Here is a 19,500-nt window from a genome sequence, read left to right on the forward strand (position 1 = left end):
CCCGGACCGAGAGCAAAAGTACAAGAGTCAATTGTGCCAGAAGGCTCTACTTCTTGCCACCTGGGAAGATTCCGCCGAAGCCCTTGGGCAGGTTCGCCGGATCGAATTCATCGTCCTTGCCCAGATCGACTCCGCCGAAGGCCGAGCCGACCGGGTCCTGGGTCTTGCCCGCCTTCTTGTCCGCCAGCGCCTGCGCCTCCTGCGCGCGCTTGGCCGGGTTGCCCGACTGACCGCCCTTGCGGCCCTTCTTCTTCCCTGCGGGTTTCTTCTTCTTGCCACCCGCGGCACCAGGCATTCCGCCCATTCCGGGCATCTGCGGCATACCTCCGCCACCGGGCATTCCGGGCATTCCGCCGCCGCGGGTCATCGACCGCATCATCTTCTGCGCCTGGGTGAAGCGCTCCATGAGCTGGTTGACCGCGGTGACCGTGGTGCCGGCGCCCTTGGCGATGCGGGCACGGCGGGAGCCGTTGAGGATCTTCGGGTTGGAGCGCTCCTGGGGTGTCATCGATCTCACAATCGCTTCGACCCGGTCGACCTCACGCTCGTCGAAGTTCGCCAGCTGTTCCTTGTACTGGCTCATGCCGGGCATCATGCCCAGCATCTTCTTCATCGAGCCCATCTTCTTCAGGCCCGCCATCTGCGTGAGGAAGTCGTTGAGGTCGAAGTCCTCGCCGGATTCGACCTTCTTCTTGAGCTTCTCGGTCTCTTTTTCGTCGAAGTTCTTCTCGGCCTGCTCGATGAGCGTCATGATGTCGCCCATGTCGAGGATCCGGTCGGCCATCCGGTCCGGATGGAACTGCTCGAAGTCCTTCATCGATTCGCCCGTCGAGGCGAACATGATCGGCTTTCCGGTCACCTCGGCGACGGACAGCGCGGCACCACCGCGGGAGTCACCGTCGAGCTTCGAGAGCACGACGCCGGTGAAGTCGACGCCGTCGAGGAACGCCTCGGCGGTCTTCACCGCGTCCTGACCGATCATCGCGTCGATGACGAAGAGGACCTCGTCGGGGTTGACCGCGCTGCGGATGTCCGCGGCCTGCTGCATGAGCTCTTCGTCGATGCCGAGGCGCCCGGCCGTATCGACGATGACGACGTCGTGGAGTTTGGACTTCGCGACCTCGATCGAGTTGGTGGCGACCTGGATCGGATCGCCGACACCGTTGCCCGGTTCCGGGGCGTAGACCACGGCACCGGCACGTTCGCCGACGATCTGGAGCTGGTTGACGGCGTTGGGGCGCTGCAGGTCGGCCGCGACGAGCATCGGCCGGTGGCCCTCGGACTTCAGCCAGTGTGCGAGCTTTCCGGCCAGGGTGGTCTTACCTGCACCCTGGAGGCCGGCGAGCATGATGACCGTCGGCGGCCGTTTGGCGAAGTTGAGTCGACGGGTCTGACCGCCGAGGATGCCGACGAGTTCGTCGTTGACGATCTTGACGACCTGCTGGCCGGGATTGAGTGCGCCCGAGACCTCCTCGGACAGGGCGCGTTCACGGATTCGGCCGGTGAAGGTACGCACGACAGGCAGGGCGACGTCGGCGTCGAGCAGGGCACGTCTGATCTCACGGATGGTGGCATCGACGTCGGCTTCGGACAGCCGGCCCTTCCCGCGCAGATTCTTGAAAGTCGCGGTGAGCCTGTCGGACAGAGAGTTAAACACGTACAAGCCTTCTTCACGATGGTTTGGTCGACTCTCTAGACTAGCAACTCACCCGGGTCCGGCTGAAACCGTGCATGCTGGCAAACCCCCGTGAGCCCCGGTGAGTCCCAGTGAGCCTGCCCCGGGGACAGGAGCCACTCCGACCAGATCACTGGTTCGGCCGCAGGAATCCTGCGGCAACTTCTCAATTCCTTCGCCGAGGCTGCCCGCCGTACGCCACTCGCGAGGCATCCCTCACCGCTAGCGGTTCACCCGACATTTCCTCGCAAAACACGCTGGCAGTCGCATACCCACTCGTTGCACCAAGGCGGATTGCGAGGAGCGGTGAGGGATGCTGCTCGCCGCAGAGGTGATGGCCGAAATTCAGCCGGCCGCGGCCGGCGGCCGGGGAAGCCGGCGCTCGGGGAAGCCGGCGCCGGCGGCCGCGATCACCGGAAGGAGTAGGCCTGCTCCGCGTGCTCGTAGGTGTCGATGCCCTCGAGCTCCTCGCGCGGGTCGATCCGCAGCCCCATCGTCTGCCGCAGCACCAGCGAGATGGCCAGGGTGACGAGTCCGGCGAAGACGATGGCCACGAGGCAGGCGAGCACCTGTGCGATGAGCAGTTCGAGTCCGCCGCCGTAGAAGAGACCGGCAGGCCCGTCCTCGTGGGGGAAGGCGAAGAAGCCGATCATCACGGTGCCGATGATTCCCGCGACGAGGTGGACGGCCACCACGTCGAGAGCATCGTCGTAGCGCAGGCGGTTCTTCGCTTCGACGGCGAAGATCGCTCCCGCTCCTGCGGCGATGCCGATGAGCACGGCGGCGTAGGGATCGACGTTGGCGCACGCCGGGGTGATTGCGACGAGGCCGGCGATCGCACCCGAGACGCTGCCGATGCTGGAGGGCCGCGAGGCCCGCAGACGTTCGATCATGATCCAGGTGATCATGCCGGCTGCCGGTGCGGCCAGGGTGTTGATCCAGATGAGTCCGCCCTGTTCGATCGTCGAGGCGGCACCGCCGTTGAAGCCGAACCAGCCGAACCACAGCAGGGCCGCTCCGAGCACGGTGATCGGGATGTTGTGCGGCTTGTGCGGGGTCGAGAAGCGGGCGCGGCGCCCCATGACGACGACGAGGACGAGTGCGGAGATGCCGGCATTGATATGAACGACGGTGCCGCCGGCGAAGTCGATGGCGGGTCCGAACAGGCTGCCGATCGCTCCGGATTCGCTGAGCAGTCCGTCGCCCCAGACCATGAACGCCAGCGGGCAGTACACGAGCGTCACCCAGGCGGCGGAGAAGACCAGCCAGGTGGAGAATTTCGCTCGGTCGGCGACGGCACCGGCGATGAGTGCGATCGCGATCATCGCGAACGTCGAACCGTAGCCGATCGAGATCAGCGAGGCGGGGTCGTCGGCGACGGCACCGGTGAGTCCGAGCTGGGACAGCGGATTGCCGACGAGCCCGGCGATCGAATCACCCGAGCTCAGTCCGTATCCGTAGAGCACCCAGACGAGCCCGCCGACGGCCATTGCGGAGAAGACCATCATCATCATGTTGATCGCCGAGGTGATGCGCGTCATCCCGCCGTAGAAGAACGCCACCCCGGGGGTCATGAGCAGGACCAGCCCTGCCGCGACCATCATCCATACGTTCACTGCATCGAGTTCCATGTCGTCTCTCATCTGTCGAAGCCGGTTCCGGATCGAACCGCGCAGAGACAGTTTCCATGACGCATGTCACAGTGATGATTCGGCTATGTTTCGTGATTATGACAAGCCGGGTCTCACCCAGCATTCACAAGGGTGAGACCCGGCAGAATCCATTCGCAGATTCGGTGTGCGAAATCAGTCGAGCAGCGCGTCGACGAACCCTTCGGCGGTGAATGGCGCCAGGTCGTCCGCGCCTTCGCCGAGGCCGATGAGCTTGACCGGCACCCCGAGTTCACGCTGGACGGCGACGACGATTCCGCCTTTCGCTGTGCCGTCGAGCTTGGTGAGCACGATCCCGGTGATGTCGACCGCCTCGGCGAAGACCTTAGCCTGCTGCATGCCGTTCTGACCGGTGGTCGCGTCGAGGACGAGGAGCACTTCGTCGATGTCGTGGCCCTCCCCCAGCGGTCGGGTGGCCACCCGTTTGACCTTGCCGAGCTCGTCCATGAGTCCGCGTTTGTTCTGCAGACGTCCGGCGGTGTCGATGAGGACGACGTCGGAACCGTCGGCCTGTCCCTTCTCGACGGCCGAGTAGGCCACCGAGGCGGGATCGGCGCCTTCTTCCTTGCGCACGGTTTCGACGCCGACACGTTCACCCCAAGTGGCCAGCTGTTCGGCCGCGGCGGCGCGGAAGGTGTCCGCGGCGCCGAGCAGCACGGACTTGTCCTCAGCGACGAGCACGCGGGCGATCTTGCCCACCGTCGTCGTCTTCCCGGCACCGTTGACCCCGACGACGAGGATGACCGAGGGGTCACCGCCCTTGCCGGTATCGGCGAGCGAGCGGTCCATCGTCGGATCGACGAGTTTGATGAGCTCTTCGCGCAGCAGCCCGCGGACCTCTTCGGGATCCCGGGTGCCGAGCACCTTGACGCGTTCGCGCAGGCGGTCGACGAGCTCGGTCGTCGGTTCGACGCCGACGTCGGCGAGGATGAGCGTATCCTCGATCTCCTCCCAGGCGGACTCGTCGAGGTTGTCACGGGAGAGGAGGTTGAGCAGTCCGCGCCCGAGCCCGCTGTTCGACTTCGCCAGGCGTTCACGCAGGCGGACGAGGCGGCTGGCCGGTTCGGTGGGGACCTCGGAACCGCGCGCTTCGGCTTTGTCCTTCTCGACCGCCTCGGCGACGTCATCGATGCTCAGCTCACCGGTGACCTCCGCATCGATGCCGCGCCTGTCATCGAGGCCCTTCTTGCGCGCGTTGACGCGCAGCGAGATGCCCACGCCGACGACGAGAGCGAACACGATCGCCGCGACGATGAGCAAGATGATCGGCTGATCCATGGTTCTTCCGTCCTCCTTTGAGTGCCGCCGTTCGGGCCGCCGGCACTCGAGTTCCCGGACTCTTCCGGTGGTGTCAGTGTGTCGGTGAGCGCGCCGGAATCAGTCGGCGCGGTCTCCGTTGTCGTGGGCCTCGACCGCTCGAGGCCGCATGGGTCTCAGATCAGGATCCGCGGCTGCCGAAGAGCAGCCCGGCGGTGGTCTTCCACCCGGTTCCCGACTCGGGGATCTTCCAGTGGCGGGTGCGCGGGCGGACCGTGATGAGTGAGGGCGCCGCATGGCGTCGGGGCTGGGGGCGGAGCACATAGGAGTGATCGCGGATCGCGGTCACCGCCGCCTGTTCCCTGGTCGCCAGGTGCGAGGTGCCGTCATCGTGGCCGAAGAATTCGTGGACTTCGTCGTCGTAGCCAGTCCACTCGGGCGGCAGACGGAATCGCTGCACGTCGGAGGAGTATCGCAGGCGTCCTTCGGCGCGCAGGCCGGGCAGAGCCACGAGGAGGACGACGACGAGTGCCAGGGCGAAGGAGATCGCGAGTCCGACGATGACGACAAGTACCGAATTCATGCCCTCGAGCCACCTCGCAGTACAGCAGCCTCGGCCATGGACGTCCCGCTCCTCACGTTCTTCGAATACCTGTATCTCGGCCCAAGTCTATAGTCCCCGGCCACGACTATTGTGCTCGCCCGCCGTACGGCAGTTGCAAAATTCCCTGGGACTGTCCTGGGCATCACCGTCAAACGGCCTTGTGCCCCAGCGGCGGGCCTGCCACCTCGGGCGCGCCGGCCGAAGAGCGGACTGCCGATCACGGAATCCGCTGCGATATGACTTTCGACACCCCGTCGCCGTGCATCGTCACTCCGTAGAGGGCATCGGCGATCTCCATCGTCCGCTTCTGGTGGGTGATGACGATGAGCTGCGAGGAGTCCTGCAGCTCCTTGAACACCGTGAGCAGGCGCGAGAGGTTGAGATCGTCGAGGGCCGCTTCGACCTCGTCCATGACGTAGAACGGGCTCGGCCGGGCCTTGAAGATCGCGACCAGCATGGCCACGGCCACCAGCGACCGCTCCCCTCCGGAGAGCAGAGACAGACGTTTGACCTTCTTGCCGGCCGGGCGGGCGTGCACGTCGACGCCGGTGGTGAGCATATCGTTCGGATCGGTCAGGCTCAATGCGCCCTCACCGCCGGGGAAGAGACGGGAGAAGATGTCCTCGAACTCCCGCGCCGTATCCGCATAGGCTTCGGCGAAGACGCGTTCGACGTGCCGGTCGACCTCCTCGACGAGCTGCATGAGGTCCTTGCGCGAGGATTCGATGTCCGCGATCTGCTTCTCGAGGAACTGATGCCGCTCCTTCAGCGCCTCATACTCCTCGAGCGCGAGCGGATTGACCGTGCCGATGCGCTTGAGCTGCGACGCCGCCTGCTTCTGCCGCTTCTCCACTTCCGCGCGCACATACGGCCGGTCCTCGACGTCCTCCTCGAACGACGGAACGGGCAGATGCGGCCCGAATTCGTCGATGAGGCGGTCGATTCCCAACCCCGTCTCCTCCTCCGATCGGTGCGCGATCTCCTCGAGCCGAAGTCGGAAACGCTCCTTCGCGAGTTCGGCTTCGGCGGCAGCGTCCTTGAGCTTCTGCAGTTGGGTTCGCGTCGATCCCAAATCCTCGCCGAGGCGGCCCTTCTCTTCGCGCAGACCGCCGCGTTCGTCGACGAGGACCTGGATCGCCTCACCGAGTTCGGCCACCGTTGAGGCGGCGAGCTCCGCGGCTTCGGCCGCGGTTTCGGCGATGAGCTGCACGGAGGCTGCCGCCCGCTTCTTCTTCGCGATAGTGCGCTGCGTCTGCTCCCGCGCCGCTTCCTCGGCCTTCGCCGCCCGCAGGAGGGAGTCCACCCGGTCGCTGAGGATCCGGGCCCGGTCGGCAGCCGACCGGTGACTGATGCGGGCTTCGACGAGGTCTTCCGAAGCTTGGGCGACCTGTGCGCTGAGTTCATCCCGAGCGGCGGTATCGACGACTTCGTCGACCTCGGCGGCTCCGGCCAGTGCTGCCGCGGCCGATTGAGAGTCCCGTTCGGCGGCGGCGAGGCGGGATTCGAGTTCGGTCGCGTTCTCCTGCGCGCGCTGCAGGCGAGTTCGAGCCACACCGATCTCACCGGTGATGCGCGAGACCTCTTCGGCCGCGGCCATGATCTTCGCGTCCGAGGAATGGAGAGCATCGAGGGCTGCGGCTGATTCCTCACGTGCGGCGGTCAGGCGGGGTTCGAGTTCGGTCATGGAGGCGTCGAGCTTCCTCGCCCGGTCGTCGAGGTCGGCGATGAGTGAATGCGTGTCCTCGAGCGCGGTCTGTGAGGCCAGCCGTGTGCCCGAGGCGGTGCGGGCCCGGCTGATGCGGGTCGCGGTGAGCACTTCACCGTGGACGGTGACAGCGGTGAGTTCGGGCCGGGCCGCGGTCAGTTCGATTCCGGTGCGCGCATCGGGGACGCAGACGACACCGTGCAGCGCCCGGGCCAGCAGAGCACGCAGTTCGGGGACGTCGCTGTCGACGACGTCGGAGAGCCATCGCAGGCCTTCTGACGCAGGCAGCTCCGGCAGAGCGTCAAGGGTGGTCCCACCGCCCTTCCCTGCTGCTGGTTCGACTCCGGCGGGAATCGTCAGTGACACGTTCGTGTCCTCGCTGAGGTGGTCGAGCACTGCCAGCGCCGCTGCGCTGTCATCGACGATGACGCCGGAGACCGTTGTCGACAGGGCCGCGGCCGCGGCCATTTCGAACCCGTGGTCGACACTCAGTCTTTCGGTCACAGCGGTGCGCACTCCCGGCAGGTCCGCATTGACGATGTCTTCGAGGTCGGCTTCCAGGGCGGTGCCCAATGCCAGGGCTTCCGCGCGGGCCTTCGCCGATGACAGTTCGGACGCGACCTGCGCCCGCTGCTCCTGCAGCTGAGTGCGTTCGGTCTCCAGCTTCTCGAGGCTCTCCTGCGCGGCCTCGTACGCGGAGTCGAGTTCGGTCTCACCGGCTTCGACGTCCTCGACGCCGGTCTCGGCGGTTTCGAGTTCCCTGCTGCGCTCGGTGATGCGGGCGGTGACGGTGTCGATCTCTGCGCGGTTGGCTTCGATCCGGGTCTTGAGGTCGGTGATCCGCTCGGCCGCCTGGGTCTGCTTCGACTGCAGCGCCGAGCGGTTCTTCACCGCTTCGGTGATGGCGATCTGTGCGGCCTTGACCTCGTCTTCGGCGGTGCGCAGGGCTTGGGTGAGCTCTTCCTTCCGCTGCCGGCTGGCCTCGAGTGCGTTCGTCTTCTCGGTCACGGCCGCCTCGGCGTCGGTGAGTTCGGAGCGGTTGCGTTCGGCCTGGGCGCGCAGCTCTTCGGGTGACTTCGCTTCCCTCTGCCCGAGGCTCGTGACCTCCGAGAGCAGGTGGGAGCGCTTGTCCGCGGCACGTTGGCTCAGTCCTTGGGCGCGCACGACTTGCGTCTGTGTCCGCGATTCGGCGGTGCGTTGGACGTCGAGTTCGCTGTCGAGTTCGGACAGCCGGGCTTCGATCTCCGACAGGCGCGCCTCGGCGCGGGTGCGGCGGTGGTCGAGTTCGGCGATGCGGTCGCTGTGGTCTTCGCCCTCGCTCGTCGAGGCCAGGGAGGACTGCGTCCTCACAGCGTCGTCGGCGAGCAGCCTGGCGGTGGCGTCACGCAGCGTCGCCTGCACGGTCGCTGCCTTCGCGGCGGCTTCGGCCTGCCGTCCCAAGGGCCCCAGCTGCCGGTTGAGTTCGGTGCGCAGATCGGTGAGACGGTCGAGGTTCGTCTGCAGTCCGGTGAGTTTGCGGACCGCTTTGTCCTTGCGGCGGCGATGCTTGAGCACCCCGGCGGCCTCTTCGATGAAGCTGCGCCTCTCCAGCGGGTCGGCATGGAGGATCGCGTCGAGGCGGCCCTGACCGACGATGACGTGCATCTCCTTGCCCAGGCCGGAGTCGTTGAGCAACTCTTGGATGTCGAGCAGCCTCGCCGGTGCCCCGTTGACGGCGTATTCGGATCCGCCGGTGCGGAACAGGGTCCGCGAGATGGTCACCTCGGTGTAGTCGACGGGGATGGCCCCGTCGGTGTTGTCGATGGTCAGAGTCACCTCGGCGCGTCCCAGGGCCTGACGTTTCGAGGTTCCGGCGAAGATGACGTCGTCCATCTTTCCGCCGCGCAGATTCTTCGCACCCTGTTCGCCCATCACCCAGGACAGGGCGTCGACGACATTGGACTTGCCCGAGCCGTTGGGTCCGACGACGCAGGTGATTCCCGGCTCGAATCGAAGGGTCGTTGCCGAGGCGAAGGACTTGAATCCCCTCAGTGTCAGGCTTTTGAGATGCATATTGGGCACCAGCATATCCGCAGGCGGCGGCGAGATCCCGAATCTTTTGGTAGAGTTTCTCCTCGTGCGTAGACGACTGCGCCGTTTTCCTCCGTAGCTCAGTTGGCAGAGCATTCGACTGTTAATCGAAGGGTCGCTGGTTCGAGCCCAGCCGGGGGAGCTGGAAGGGGCCCTGTCGTGCGCGGCAGGGCCCCTCACTATTCACCGCACCTGTGTGGCGGTGAAGCACAGCGAAAGGCGACCGATGGTGGTCCGAGATGAGGGAATTCCGACCATCATCGCCCATGGTCTGTCATGATCATGTGTGAGAGGTGTTCGGGTGCACTCGGCTCGGATCCCTTCGGCCACCTGTCCGATGCAGTCCATTCAAGGAAGGAACGCCGAGGCGGCAGCCGTTCTCATTCGTGTCACCGAGGACCCGCCCGCGATCGGCCCGATCACTATGAGCAGTGAACATACAAAGACTCAGGAGCTCATCGAGCACCTGAAGCATCCGACGACCGCGCTCCGGCCCTTCAAACGTGAGGGTCTGGACAAGGTGGTCTTCTTCGCGGCGGGCATCCTCGCCGTCGCATTCGTCGTCTGGGGCTTCGTCTCTCCCGACAGCCTCGGCAATGTGGCTGGCACGCTGCTGACCGGAGTGATGGACAACTTCGGCTGGCTCTTCGTCATCGCCGCGACGATCTTCACGATCTTCGTCATCGTCGTCGCCGTCAGCCGATTCGGACGGATCCCGCTGGGCAAGGACGATGAGAAGCCGGAGTTCAAGACCTCCTCGTGGATCGCGATGATGTTCGCCACGGGCATGGGCATCGGACTCGTGTTCTCCGCGGTCGGCGAGCCTCTCTTCTTCTACATGTCGCCTCCCCCGAACACCGTCGACGGCTCCACTGCCGAGGCGATGGGCACGTCCATGGGAACGACTCTGTTCCACTGGACGCTCTACCCGTGGGCGATGTACGCCATCGTCGGTCTCGGCGTGGCTTACGGTTCGTTCCGTCTGGGACGCTCGCAGCTGTTCTCGTCGATGTTCACCCCGCTGTTCGGCGAACGCGCCGTCAATGGAATCGGCGGCAAGGTCATCAACATCCTCGCGATCCTCGCGACTCTGTTCGGTTCGGCCTGCTCGCTGGGTCTGGGTGCCATCCAGATCGGCGGCGGCATCGAGTCCGCAGGCATCATGTCCGAGGTCACTTCACCGGTGCTCGTCATCATCATCGCGATCCTCACGGCCGCATTCGTCGCCTCGGCGGTCTCGGGTGTGGAGAAGGGCATCCAGTGGCTGTCGAACATCAACATGGTGCTCGCCGTCATCGTCGCCCTCATCGTCTTCATCGGCGGTCCGACGCTGTTCATCCTCAACGTCATCCCTTCCTCGGTGGGTGCGTTCATCCAGGATCTGCCGCAGCTGGCTTCACGCACCGCTGCCGACGGGCAGGGTGTCAATGAGTGGCTGTCGTCGTGGACGGTCTTCTACTGGGCTTGGTGGGTGTCATGGTCGCCCTTCGTCGGCCTGTTCATCGCGCGCATCTCGCGCGGTCGCACCGTCCGTCAGTTCGTCACCGGTGTGCTCATCGTCCCCTCCGTCGTCTCGACCATCTGGTTCGCGATCTTCGGCGGCGGTGCCATCGGCATCCAGGAACGCGCTGAACGCGGCGAGGGCACGGTCAAGGCATTGGCGAGCATCGTCGACGGAGAACCGGACATCAACATGGACACGGTTCTGTTCGACCTCCTCGGCGCTCTGCCGTTGCCGAACCTCATCGCGATCATCCTCATGATCGTCACGGTCATCCTCATCGCGATCTTCTTCGTCACCGGTGCGGATTCCGCATCGATCGTCATGGGCACGCTGTCGGCCAACGGCATGCAGGAGCCCGGCAAGGGCCTCGTGATCTTCTGGGGCACCGCGACCGGTGCCGTGGCTGCGGTGATGCTGTTGGCGGGCGGTTCCGATCCCGCCGAGGCGCTTGACGGGCTGAAGAACATCACCATCGTCTCCGCCCTGCCGTTCGTCATCGTCATGCTGCTGCTGTGCGTGGCGGTGTGGAAGGACCTGTCGAAGGATCCGCTCATCATCCAGGAGCAGCTGGCCGCACACGTGCTCGAGACCTCGGTGGCCACCGCGGTCGACGAGTACGACGGCGAGATCTTCGGCCTCGAAACCTCGGAACTCCAGATCGAGGACGAACCGGACGAGGACAAGGACACCTCCACAAAGAACTAACCCCCAATTGCTACCTGACGGCGGCCCAGCTACCTCGCGCGAGGTTGCTGGGCCGCCGTCAGGTGGTTTGAAGGAAAGGACGTCGATAGATGAACAGAGTCATCAGACGCGAGGGGAACATCTCGACATTCATCGGCTGGATGCTCGTCGTCATGGCGATTCTCGCGTTCATCACGGTGATCCTCCTGGCAATCTTCGCCGAACCATTCTTTCTCATCTTCCTCTTCACACCGGTCATCGCGCTCATCGGCGCGTGGGTGAATTTCCACTTAGGAGCCCGCGCCCGGTTGGAGATCACTCCTGAGGAGTTCATCTGGTGCGGCTTCACCGGCAGACCTCATCGGATCGCCTGGCGGGATCTCGACCGCATTCTCCTACCGGTTCCCGGTTCACGCTATCGGCTGGCTGCGGCAGCGCGCCTGCGAGACGGTCGGATCGTCGAAATCGACTCACTGTGGTTATCTCCGACGAACCCCGCAAATATTCTCTCCCCACCTGACCACACCGAGGCGCAACGCGCGCTCATCGACGGCCACAAAGCGTATCTTGCGAGGGCATTCTGACACTGACGTCTTGATACTGTGTTCGCATGCGGCACTGCTGACGGCGAGAGACGGAGGGCGAGACTGATGATTGTGATCGACAGCATCGAGGCGCTGCGTGAGCACACAGCCGACACACGTTGCGTTCTCGCCACCCCCGAAGACCGAGAGCTGACGGATGAGGCGGCCAATAGCCTCGACCTGACGGTGCACACCGCACATCCTGGGCCGGGGCGGCCGATGGCTGCGGTCGTCGACGACCAGATCAGCCTCGTGCTGCAGGTCCTCGACGAGGATCGTGCCCACCATGCGCTGCAGCTCCACGCCCGTGAGCGCGGCCTGCTCGTCATCGGTGAGAAGAAGGCCCTGGACTCCATCGCGGGAAAGATTCCTGCCGATGCCGGCGATACGTGGACCGTGCTCGTCGAGCTCATCCTCATCGTGGCGCGCCGCTGCGAAGAGGCACTCGACGAGATCGATGATCGGTGCCAAGAGCTCGAAGCACAGTCCGTGGGCTACGCGTCTTCACCGCGGCGGCGGACGATGGGGAGACTGCGAGCCGAGCTCTTCCGAATCGGTGAGACCCAGGCGGCCCAACAGAGGCTGCTGTCGAACGAGGAAGAACTCGCGCAGAGCCTCGGCGAGGACCATCAGCGGCTGCTCGCCCGTGCCGCAGCGGCGTTCGGGGCGAATCAGTCGATGACCACGCGACTGTATGCGATGCTCGGCGACATCCTCAACGAACAGGACTCCGTCGTGTCCGAACGGCTGACACTCGTGGCGACGATCTTCCTGCCGCTGACCCTGGCGACGGGGTTCTTCGGCATGAACTTCCAGTGGATGCTCGATCGTCTGGGCAGCCTGCCGGCGTTCATCGTCTTCGGCCTCGTCATCCCCGGCCTGCTCACGGTGGCGACCCTCGTCTTCATCCGCCGCTTGACCCGTTCGTCGTAAGTCGGCCCGCGCTCATCGACGTCACATCCCGAACAGCGCCGGAATGGCGATCGGGCCGGCACCGAACGCAGTGATGACCGCGGCCAGCACCAGCAGGAGCAGGTCGTATTCGGGACCGCCCGCCGAGGCCCAGTACTTCGAGTGCCATTTGAAGACGTGCAGGCTCGTCGTGATGAGCATGAGCACGACGACGCCGAGACCGGCCCATTGAGCGAGGACGCCGGTGGCGAATGAGACTGCGGCGGCAAGCTCGGCGATGGCGACGAACCATGCGGTCGGGACGTTGAGCCCATCCGCTTTGGCGAACCGCGGAATATCCTTGGCCTTGACCATGAACTCGCGGACGAAAGCCACCGTCAGAACCGCCCTGACGAGCAGGAGTACGATCCCTGCAGCGATCGTTGGAACCGTGAACATGAGCAATCCTCTCCGCCTGAGCGCCGAGGTGGCGACCTCTCGACCGAGTCTACGCTTCACTGCGTTGCAGCCGGAGGTCTCGACAGCCCCTCCTGCCCGGCATCCCTCACCCTGAGTTTCATTTCACCGCGCTGCAGCGGTGCATAATGCCGCTGCCGGTGACCGATGGACCGTTGACTGTAGGACTTGCGGCGAAGGCGAGGGACTGCGAGCAACGGTGCGGGATGCTCTCGGCAGCTGGAGTGCACCGTGCCGGAGACACGGAGGCCGGATCACCCCAGCGTCGTCACCGCCTACCTATACCGCGGGGGCTTCTGGCACACGGGACAGTAGTGGGTTCCGCGTCCGCCGACGGTGATCTTGACGATCTCCGTCCCGCAGCGCACACATTCCTGTCCCCCGCGCCCGTAGACGAGCAGGGCGCGATCGAAGTATCCGGATTCGCCGTTGACGTTGACGTAGAGAGCGTCGAAGCTCGTCCCGCCCATGGCCAGGGCATCGCTCATCACCTTCGTCGCGGATTCGAGCACCGCAACGAGGCGGCTCTTCCGTGTCCGCGCGGGTGTCGCCAAAGGGTGGACTCCCGCCCGGAACAGGGCCTCATCTGCGTAGATGTTCCCGATTCCGCTGACCAGCGTCTGGTCGAGCAACGCTGCCTTGACCGCCGTGCGCTTCCTCGCAAGGTCCGCAACGACCCGTTCCGGATCGAATGCGGGCTCGAGCGGATCCGGGGCGATGTGGATCGCCGAGGCGGGGACGAGCCGTCCGTACCCGTGGACGAGAGGTTGGACGCCGATATGGCCGAAGATCCGTTGGTCGACGAAGCGCAGTTCTCGTGGCTGTCCTCCATCGTCCGAGAGGTGCAGAATCGCCCGTGTGTGGCGGTGGATCTCCTCGCCGGGCGAGTGGATGCGCAGCTGTCCGCTCATGCCCAGATGCATGAGGATGCCGAGTTCGGGCCTCGGCACAGGTGAAGCGACCGGGTCCGCGGTGGAGAGATCAGTCCCCTCCCCCAGGCTCAGCCACATGAACTTCCCGCGCCGTTCGGCCCTCAGGATGTGCGCCCCGGTCACGGCCGAAACGAACCCGGAGACCGCGGACGGATCGATGCGCCGCTGGGACGTCGTGCCCAAGATTCGAGGGTCGTCCACCTCGGCGCCGGTGATCGTGGTCCCGGCCGTCCATTCGTCGACGCCGCGACGGACGCTTTCGACCTCGGGAAGCTCAGGCATCAGTGACCCTCGATTCCATCAGGCATGCGCCCGTGAGCGCACAAAGAGACCACGGTGAGGCTCAGCGCCGGTAGTCCGGGTAGATGGTGCGGATGGCTTTGACGGCCACCTCGGCGGCCGCGGCTTCGGCGGCCTTCTTCGAGGATCCGTCGCCGGCGCCCCAGTTGTTCGCCCCGAGCATCGCGGTGGCGGTGAAGACCATCGCATGGTCGGGACCCGCCGAGGTGATCTCGTAGCTCACGGCGCCGAGGTCGAGGTCGGCAGCGGCCTCCTGCAGGGTGGTCTTGAAGTCCATCCCGGCCCCGAGGTTGACCGCGTCGTCGAGCATTCCGTCGATGAGGCGGTGGACGAAGGCGAAGGCCTCTTCGCGTCCGCGGGAGACGAAGGTCGCGCCGATGAGGGCCTCGACCGTGTCGGCGAGGATCGAGTCTTTGTTCCGGCCTCCGGTCAGCTCCTCACCCTTGCCCAGCAGAATGTGCTCGCCGATGCCGTGTCGGCGGGCGATCGACGCGAGGGCACGCGTGTTGACGACGGCCGAACGCATCTTGGCCAGCTGGCCTTCGGGCAGATCCGGGTTGTCGTAGAACAGCGACTCGGTGGCGACGAGGCCCAGAACGGAGTCGCCGAGGAACTCGAGGCGTTCGTTGGTGGGGATGCCACCGGCCTCGAAGGCGAAGGAGCGGTGCGTGAGCGCGAGACGAAAAGTCTCGGGATCAATATCGATCCCGAGACTCTTCTTCAGTGCTGCTGTGGTGTCAGTGTCCACAGTCTCAGACGTCAGCGACCTTGCGGCCCTTGTACTCGAGGTACAGCGGGGTGCCGGCTGCGTCTTCGACGACCTTGGCCTGGTGGGGGCGCGAGTACACAACGCGACCGTTCTCCACAGTCTTGACCAGGTTCGGAGCCTTGGCCTTCCACTGCGAACGACGGTGGCGGGTGTTGCTGCGCGACAATTTACGCTTCGGAACAGCCACGTCTAGCTCTCTTTCTTCTCTTCCAACAGATTCTTCAATGATGCGAACGGCGATTCGGATTCGTCCTCGTCCACCTCGAGGTCCTCCCCCAGGGTGTAGCTGAACTCCTCGCTCTCATCCCGCGAGGGATTGAACGGCAGAGCCATCACGACGGCGTCTCTGATCGCGGGCTCGAGGTCGAGCTGATCCCGGTCGATGACGTAGGAGTCCTCGTCCCCTTCGGCCTGCTCATAGACGTACATCTCCTGGATGTCCACATCTATAGGCAGCTCGATGGGTTCGAGCGTCCTCGCGTCTTCGCCGCGGGCCGTCGCCGAGACTGTGCCCGACACGTAGATCCCCTCCGACACACTCTCGAACATCAGCTCGAGCGTCAGTGGTGAACCTTCCGCAACCCCGATCACTTCGATCTTGAGATCCGCTGGAGCCGACAAGGTGGTGTTCACCCGTTCCCACTCACCCGGATGACCGAGCAATCCCATGGATCTGAGATCATAGACGAATTCAGATCTGTTCTTCATGCCCTGTCCTCCTGGTGCGTTTGAGGATGTCGCTCCTGCGTTCACACGCGACTCACCATTCTAATCATTGTCAGCGGCCATTACCAATCGGGTCCGTCCCGCCGCGCAGGTGTTCCTGCTCACCATTTCTCGTGCTGGTTGCGCCAGGTGACGCCGCCGGCCAGGAGGAGCAGTGCGCCGGAGATCGTGAACACGATCCCCGAACCGGCGATGACCGTGAGCGCCGAGGCGGCCGATGGGATCGCGACCTGGCTGAGCCGGTTGCCCGCCAAGCGGATCGACAGCACCGCGGCCCGGTTCGCCGGATCCGAGAGCGTCGACACCCAGGTCATCGTCAGCGGCTGGGTGAGACCGAAGCAGAAGCCCGCGATCGTGAGCAGGATCGCCAGCGTCCACGGTTGGCTGAGCACGGGGATGAGGACCACACAGAGCCCAGCCGCTGCCGAGGCGGTCCACAGCAGGGAGAGATTCCGCCACTTCCGCGTGAGGAAACCGATGAAGAGCCGGGAGATCACCGAGGCGAAGGTCCGTGCCGCGAGCAGCCACGTCACCGTCGTCACCGACAGTCCGTTCTGCTGACCGATGAGCGGCAGATAGGCGGTCATCAGATCCACGACGGCGAGCGTGGCCATGGAGGCGAAGATCGCGGGCTTCATCCCCCGCACCGACAGCAGAGCCAACGGGGCGATGGCACCTTCGGCCGCCTCGGCGCGGGAGACGTGAGGGGTCCGGCCGCGGAGCATGACGATGACGGCGGCGATGAGGGTCAGCGCGGACAGTGCGGTCATGAACCACAGCGCGTTCGTGATCGCGGTATCACCCGAGGTGGCGTCGGCGACCATGCCGGCCAGGGGCAGGCCGATGGTCTGTCCGATCGAGACCCCGAGGGTGAGGTGGCCGAACTTCGCGGTGAGCTTCGAAGCGGGGAAGCTCTGCGGGATGAGCGCCTGGGAGGCGACCGTGGTGAGCAGCTGGCCGAAGCCCAGGCTCATCGTGGCGATGAGGAGCACGCCGAGGTTGGGTGCGGTGGCCGCGAGCGCGACGGGCAGGATCGACAGAGCGGTGCCGACCCACAGCACCGCCGTGGCGTACCCGCGGTCGACGAGGCGGCCGACGAAGAGCGCGGTGAGCAGCGGGACGAGTGAGTACACCGCGGTCATGAGACCGAGGACGACTCCTGATCCGCCGAGCTCCAGAGTGCGGTAGGAGATGAGGACGCGGACGCCGTTGTACGTCGCGTGCGCGATGACGGTGTGGATGACGAGGCCCGGGAACCAGGCCCTATTGGCAGGATCGGCGGCTGCGCTCATCCCTCAGACGACGCTGTCGTCGTTCGCGGCCGCGGGTCCGCGGCCGCCCAATGCCTCCAGCACCGAGGTGGGGACGAGGCCTTCGATGTTCCCGCCGCCTCCGTGGACTTCCTTGATGAGTGAGGAGGAGACGTGTTCGAACTTCGGGTCACCGGGGACGAAGATCGTTTCGAGTTCGGACAGGTGCTTGTTCATCAGCGCCATCGGCAGTTCGTAGGCGAAGTCGGTGCCCGACCGCAGGCCCTTGACGACGGCGGGGGCGCCGATTCTCGTGCAGTAGTCGACGAGGAGGCCCCCGGAGACGAGGTCGATCGTGATGTTCTGCGCTTCCCGGGTGCGTTCAGCTTCGGCCAGGGACCTGCGGATGAGGTCGGCACGGATCTCCGGGTCGAAGCGACCGGATTTCGAAGGATTGTGGACCACTGCCACGACGACCTCTTCGAACATCCGAGAGCTGCGGGCGATGATATCGAGATGACCCATGGTGATCGGGTCATAGGAACCGGGGCAGACGACCTTCATGCCCTCATCGTATCGTCTGCCCCGATCAGAGGCGGGCAGATCCGTGTGACGGACACGTGAGGTCGCGACCGTCAGTGCGTCTGTTCCCGCAGTCGCAGCCACTGGTCGTCGGCGGAAGTCTCAGCGTCGGTGCCTTTGACCACCTGCCCGTCGAAATCATCAACCGGTCCGTGCAGGCGGGAGGCCGCCTCGGCCATGATCCGGGCGACGATGGCAAGGGAGCGGGGTTCGTCACCGGCGGCGACCGCCTCGGCGAGGTTCCTGTGACTGTCCAGGACATCGCATCGGACCTCATAGCCGCGCTTGTCCGACAGCGACAGCAACCGGGTGTGGACCATCGAGACCTTCATGAGGTCGGTCAGCCGCGCCGATCCGGAGCACGCGACGATCGAATGGTGGAAGTTGAGGTCGGCGTCGCCGATCGTGCGCGCGACGTTGTCCTCGATGGCGTGCTCGAGCTCTCGCAGCGCCGTGCCGATCCGTGACGTGGACCTACCCTGCCTGATGACGAGCCTGACCGCCTGCGATTCGACCGCCTCGCGCACGGCATAGACGTCGTCGATATCGGCCGTGCGCATGCGTCTCACATGCACACCTCGTCCGGGAGCATGCGTCATCACGCCTTCGCTGATGAGGCGCTGCAGGGCCTCCCGCAGAGACGGCCGCGACACCTCGAGCAGCTCAGCCGTGCGCACCTCGTTGATCGACTGCCCTGGCTCGAGCGAACCGGAGTAGATGGCATTGCGCAGCTGGTCCGCAATGAGGTCGATCGTCGATGATCGGACCACTTTGCGCAGCACCGGCAGCTCGGAAGCAGGAGGATTCGTCACGGTCACGATCATATAACGTTGTCAGACAGTGTGACATTCGGACAACATGAGTATTGAATACTGTTTCAGAGACGCACGTCACGATGATGTGTCGACGTTCAAGGAAGGAACAGCACATGAAACTCAAAGGACTGGCCGCCGCGACATCGATCCTCGCGCTGACGCTGACCCTCGGTGCCTGCGGCGGAAGCGACTCCGACAAATCCACCCTGCAGAAGGCCGTCGACGACGGAAAGATCACGGTCGGCTTCGCCGGTGAAGCCCCGTACAGCTTCGAAGAGGGCGGTGAACTCCAGGGAGCATCGGTGGCACTGGCCAAGGCCGTGTTCAAGGAGCTCGGCGTCGACGACGTCGAAGGCGTCAACACCGAATTCGGCTCGCTCATCCCCGGCCTCAACGCCGATCGCTTCGATGCGATCTCGGCCGGCATGTCGATCCTGCCCGACCGCTGCGAACAGGCCGCCTTCGGTGATCCCGAGTTCATGTACACCACTGCCCTGATGACCAAGGAGGGCAAGCTCGACGGGATGAAGAACCTCGAGGACGTCAAGGAGAAGGGCGTCAAGCTCGCCACCATGACCGGCGCCATCGAGTCCGACTACGCCAAGGACCTCGGCATCAAGACCCAGCAGGTCGGCACCCCGCAGGACGGCATGGACGCTGTGACCACCGGTCGCGCCGACGTCTTCGCGCTCACCGCAATCTCGCTCAACTGGATGGAGAAGAACACCGAGGATTCCGGGGTCGAGGTCAGCGATTCCTTCGTCCAGGAGATCGACGGAGTCCCACAGGTGGGAGCCGGCGCCACGGTCTTCCGCACAGATGACAAGGAACTGCGCGACGAATGGAACAAGGGCCTCGAGAAGATCGTCTCCGATGAGAACTCGTACCTCGACGTCGTCGGCGACTACGGCTTCACGAAGGAAGAGCGCCCCGACGGTTCGATCACCACCGATCAGCTGTGCAAGGGCGAACTTCCCACCGCTGACTCCTGAGTCGGCGCTGTAG

At 65.0% G+C, this 19,500-nt stretch carries 17 protein-coding genes and 1 tRNA gene; 5 read left to right on the plus strand and 13 right to left on the minus strand.

Annotation, left to right across the window (positions count from 1 at the left end; all coding sequences use genetic code 11):
* Positions 1–46 precede the first annotated feature (46 nt).
* The 5 genes from ffh to smc form a co-directional block, all read right to left on the minus strand.
* A complete protein-coding gene (gene ffh, locus ACOZ9V_RS12360; RefSeq protein WP_434590454.1) occupies positions 47–1,657 on the minus strand; it encodes a signal recognition particle protein in 1,611 nt (536 codons plus the stop codon).
* 428 nt (positions 1,658–2,085) lie between these two features.
* Positions 2,086–3,306 carry an ammonium transporter gene (locus ACOZ9V_RS12365; protein ID WP_139908450.1) on the minus strand — a complete coding sequence of 407 codons (1,221 nt, stop codon included), beginning with the start codon at positions 3,304–3,306 and terminating at the stop codon, positions 2,086–2,088.
* Between the two features lie 174 nt (positions 3,307–3,480).
* Positions 3,481–4,623: a signal recognition particle-docking protein FtsY gene (gene ftsY, locus ACOZ9V_RS12370; RefSeq protein ID WP_434590457.1), complete on the minus strand. Its 1,143-nt coding sequence runs from the start codon at positions 4,621–4,623 to the stop codon at positions 3,481–3,483.
* Positions 4,624–4,783: 160 nt separating this feature from the next.
* Positions 4,784–5,185, minus strand: coding sequence for a hypothetical protein (locus ACOZ9V_RS12375; protein ID WP_025777325.1), 402 nt, complete (start codon positions 5,183–5,185; stop codon positions 4,784–4,786).
* Positions 5,186–5,423: 238 nt separating this feature from the next.
* Complete coding sequence (smc, locus tag ACOZ9V_RS12380) at positions 5,424–8,963, minus strand: chromosome segregation protein SMC (protein WP_434590461.1); 3,540 nt, start codon at positions 8,961–8,963, stop codon at positions 5,424–5,426.
* A gap of 87 nt (positions 8,964–9,050) precedes the next feature.
* Here smc and ACOZ9V_RS12385 point away from each other — a divergent pair.
* The 4 genes from ACOZ9V_RS12385 (at position 9,051) to ACOZ9V_RS12400 (ending at position 12,686) form a co-directional block, all read left to right on the plus strand.
* Positions 9,051–9,123 (plus strand) — tRNA-Asn (locus tag ACOZ9V_RS12385).
* A gap of 282 nt (positions 9,124–9,405) precedes the next feature.
* Positions 9,406–11,190: a BCCT family transporter gene (locus ACOZ9V_RS12390; protein WP_259357896.1), complete on the plus strand. Its 1,785-nt coding sequence runs from the start codon at positions 9,406–9,408 to the stop codon at positions 11,188–11,190.
* 89 nt (positions 11,191–11,279) lie between these two features.
* Entirely contained in the window at positions 11,280–11,753 is a 474-nt protein-coding gene (locus ACOZ9V_RS12395; protein WP_092012351.1) for a hypothetical protein, read from the plus strand.
* A gap of 72 nt (positions 11,754–11,825) precedes the next feature.
* Positions 11,826–12,686, plus strand: a complete 861-nt coding sequence (locus tag ACOZ9V_RS12400) for a CorA family divalent cation transporter (RefSeq protein WP_434590466.1) — start codon at positions 11,826–11,828, stop codon at positions 12,684–12,686.
* A gap of 21 nt (positions 12,687–12,707) precedes the next feature.
* Here the strand turns inward: ACOZ9V_RS12400 and ACOZ9V_RS12405 are convergent, their stop codons facing one another.
* The 8 genes from ACOZ9V_RS12405 to ACOZ9V_RS12440 all read right to left on the minus strand — a co-directional run bounded on the left by ACOZ9V_RS12405 (position 12,708) and on the right by ACOZ9V_RS12440 (position 18,492).
* Positions 12,708–13,103, minus strand: coding sequence for a DoxX family protein (locus tag ACOZ9V_RS12405; protein ID WP_181272014.1), 396 nt, complete (start codon positions 13,101–13,103; stop codon positions 12,708–12,710).
* Between the two features lie 293 nt (positions 13,104–13,396).
* Positions 13,397–14,335: a bifunctional DNA-formamidopyrimidine glycosylase/DNA-(apurinic or apyrimidinic site) lyase gene (gene mutM, locus ACOZ9V_RS12410; RefSeq protein WP_434590469.1), complete on the minus strand. Its 939-nt coding sequence runs from the start codon at positions 14,333–14,335 to the stop codon at positions 13,397–13,399.
* A gap of 61 nt (positions 14,336–14,396) precedes the next feature.
* Complete coding sequence (gene rnc / locus ACOZ9V_RS12415) at positions 14,397–15,101, minus strand: ribonuclease III (RefSeq protein WP_025777329.1); 705 nt, start codon at positions 15,099–15,101, stop codon at positions 14,397–14,399.
* Positions 15,102–15,105: 4 nt separating this feature from the next.
* Positions 15,106–15,309: a 50S ribosomal protein L32 gene (gene rpmF, locus ACOZ9V_RS12420; protein WP_025777330.1), complete on the minus strand. Its 204-nt coding sequence runs from the start codon at positions 15,307–15,309 to the stop codon at positions 15,106–15,108.
* Between the two features lie 2 nt (positions 15,310–15,311).
* Positions 15,312–15,830 (minus strand): YceD family protein, encoded by a 519-nt coding sequence (locus tag ACOZ9V_RS12425; protein ID WP_039210983.1) that lies wholly within the window; start codon positions 15,828–15,830, stop codon positions 15,312–15,314.
* A 119-nt stretch (positions 15,831–15,949) separates the two neighbouring features.
* On the minus strand, positions 15,950–17,140 hold the full coding sequence (locus ACOZ9V_RS12430; protein ID WP_434590475.1) for an MFS transporter: 1,191 nt from the start codon (positions 17,138–17,140) through the stop codon (positions 15,950–15,952).
* A 3-nt stretch (positions 17,141–17,143) separates the two neighbouring features.
* Positions 17,144–17,662, minus strand: a complete 519-nt coding sequence (gene coaD, locus ACOZ9V_RS12435; protein ID WP_434590477.1) for a pantetheine-phosphate adenylyltransferase — start codon at positions 17,660–17,662, stop codon at positions 17,144–17,146.
* Between the two features lie 71 nt (positions 17,663–17,733).
* Positions 17,734–18,492, minus strand: coding sequence for a GntR family transcriptional regulator (locus tag ACOZ9V_RS12440; RefSeq protein ID WP_139468821.1), 759 nt, complete (start codon positions 18,490–18,492; stop codon positions 17,734–17,736).
* A gap of 116 nt (positions 18,493–18,608) precedes the next feature.
* Between ACOZ9V_RS12440 and ehuB the strand changes: the two genes are divergently transcribed.
* A complete protein-coding gene (gene ehuB, locus ACOZ9V_RS12445; RefSeq protein WP_434590480.1) occupies positions 18,609–19,487 on the plus strand; it encodes an ectoine/hydroxyectoine ABC transporter substrate-binding protein EhuB in 879 nt (292 codons plus the stop codon).
* Positions 19,488–19,500: the final 13 nt, after the last annotated feature.

Source organism: Brevibacterium sp. 1718 (assembly GCF_051131255.1).
GTDB classification, from domain to species: Bacteria; Actinomycetota; Actinomycetes; order Actinomycetales; family Brevibacteriaceae; genus Brevibacterium; species Brevibacterium sediminis.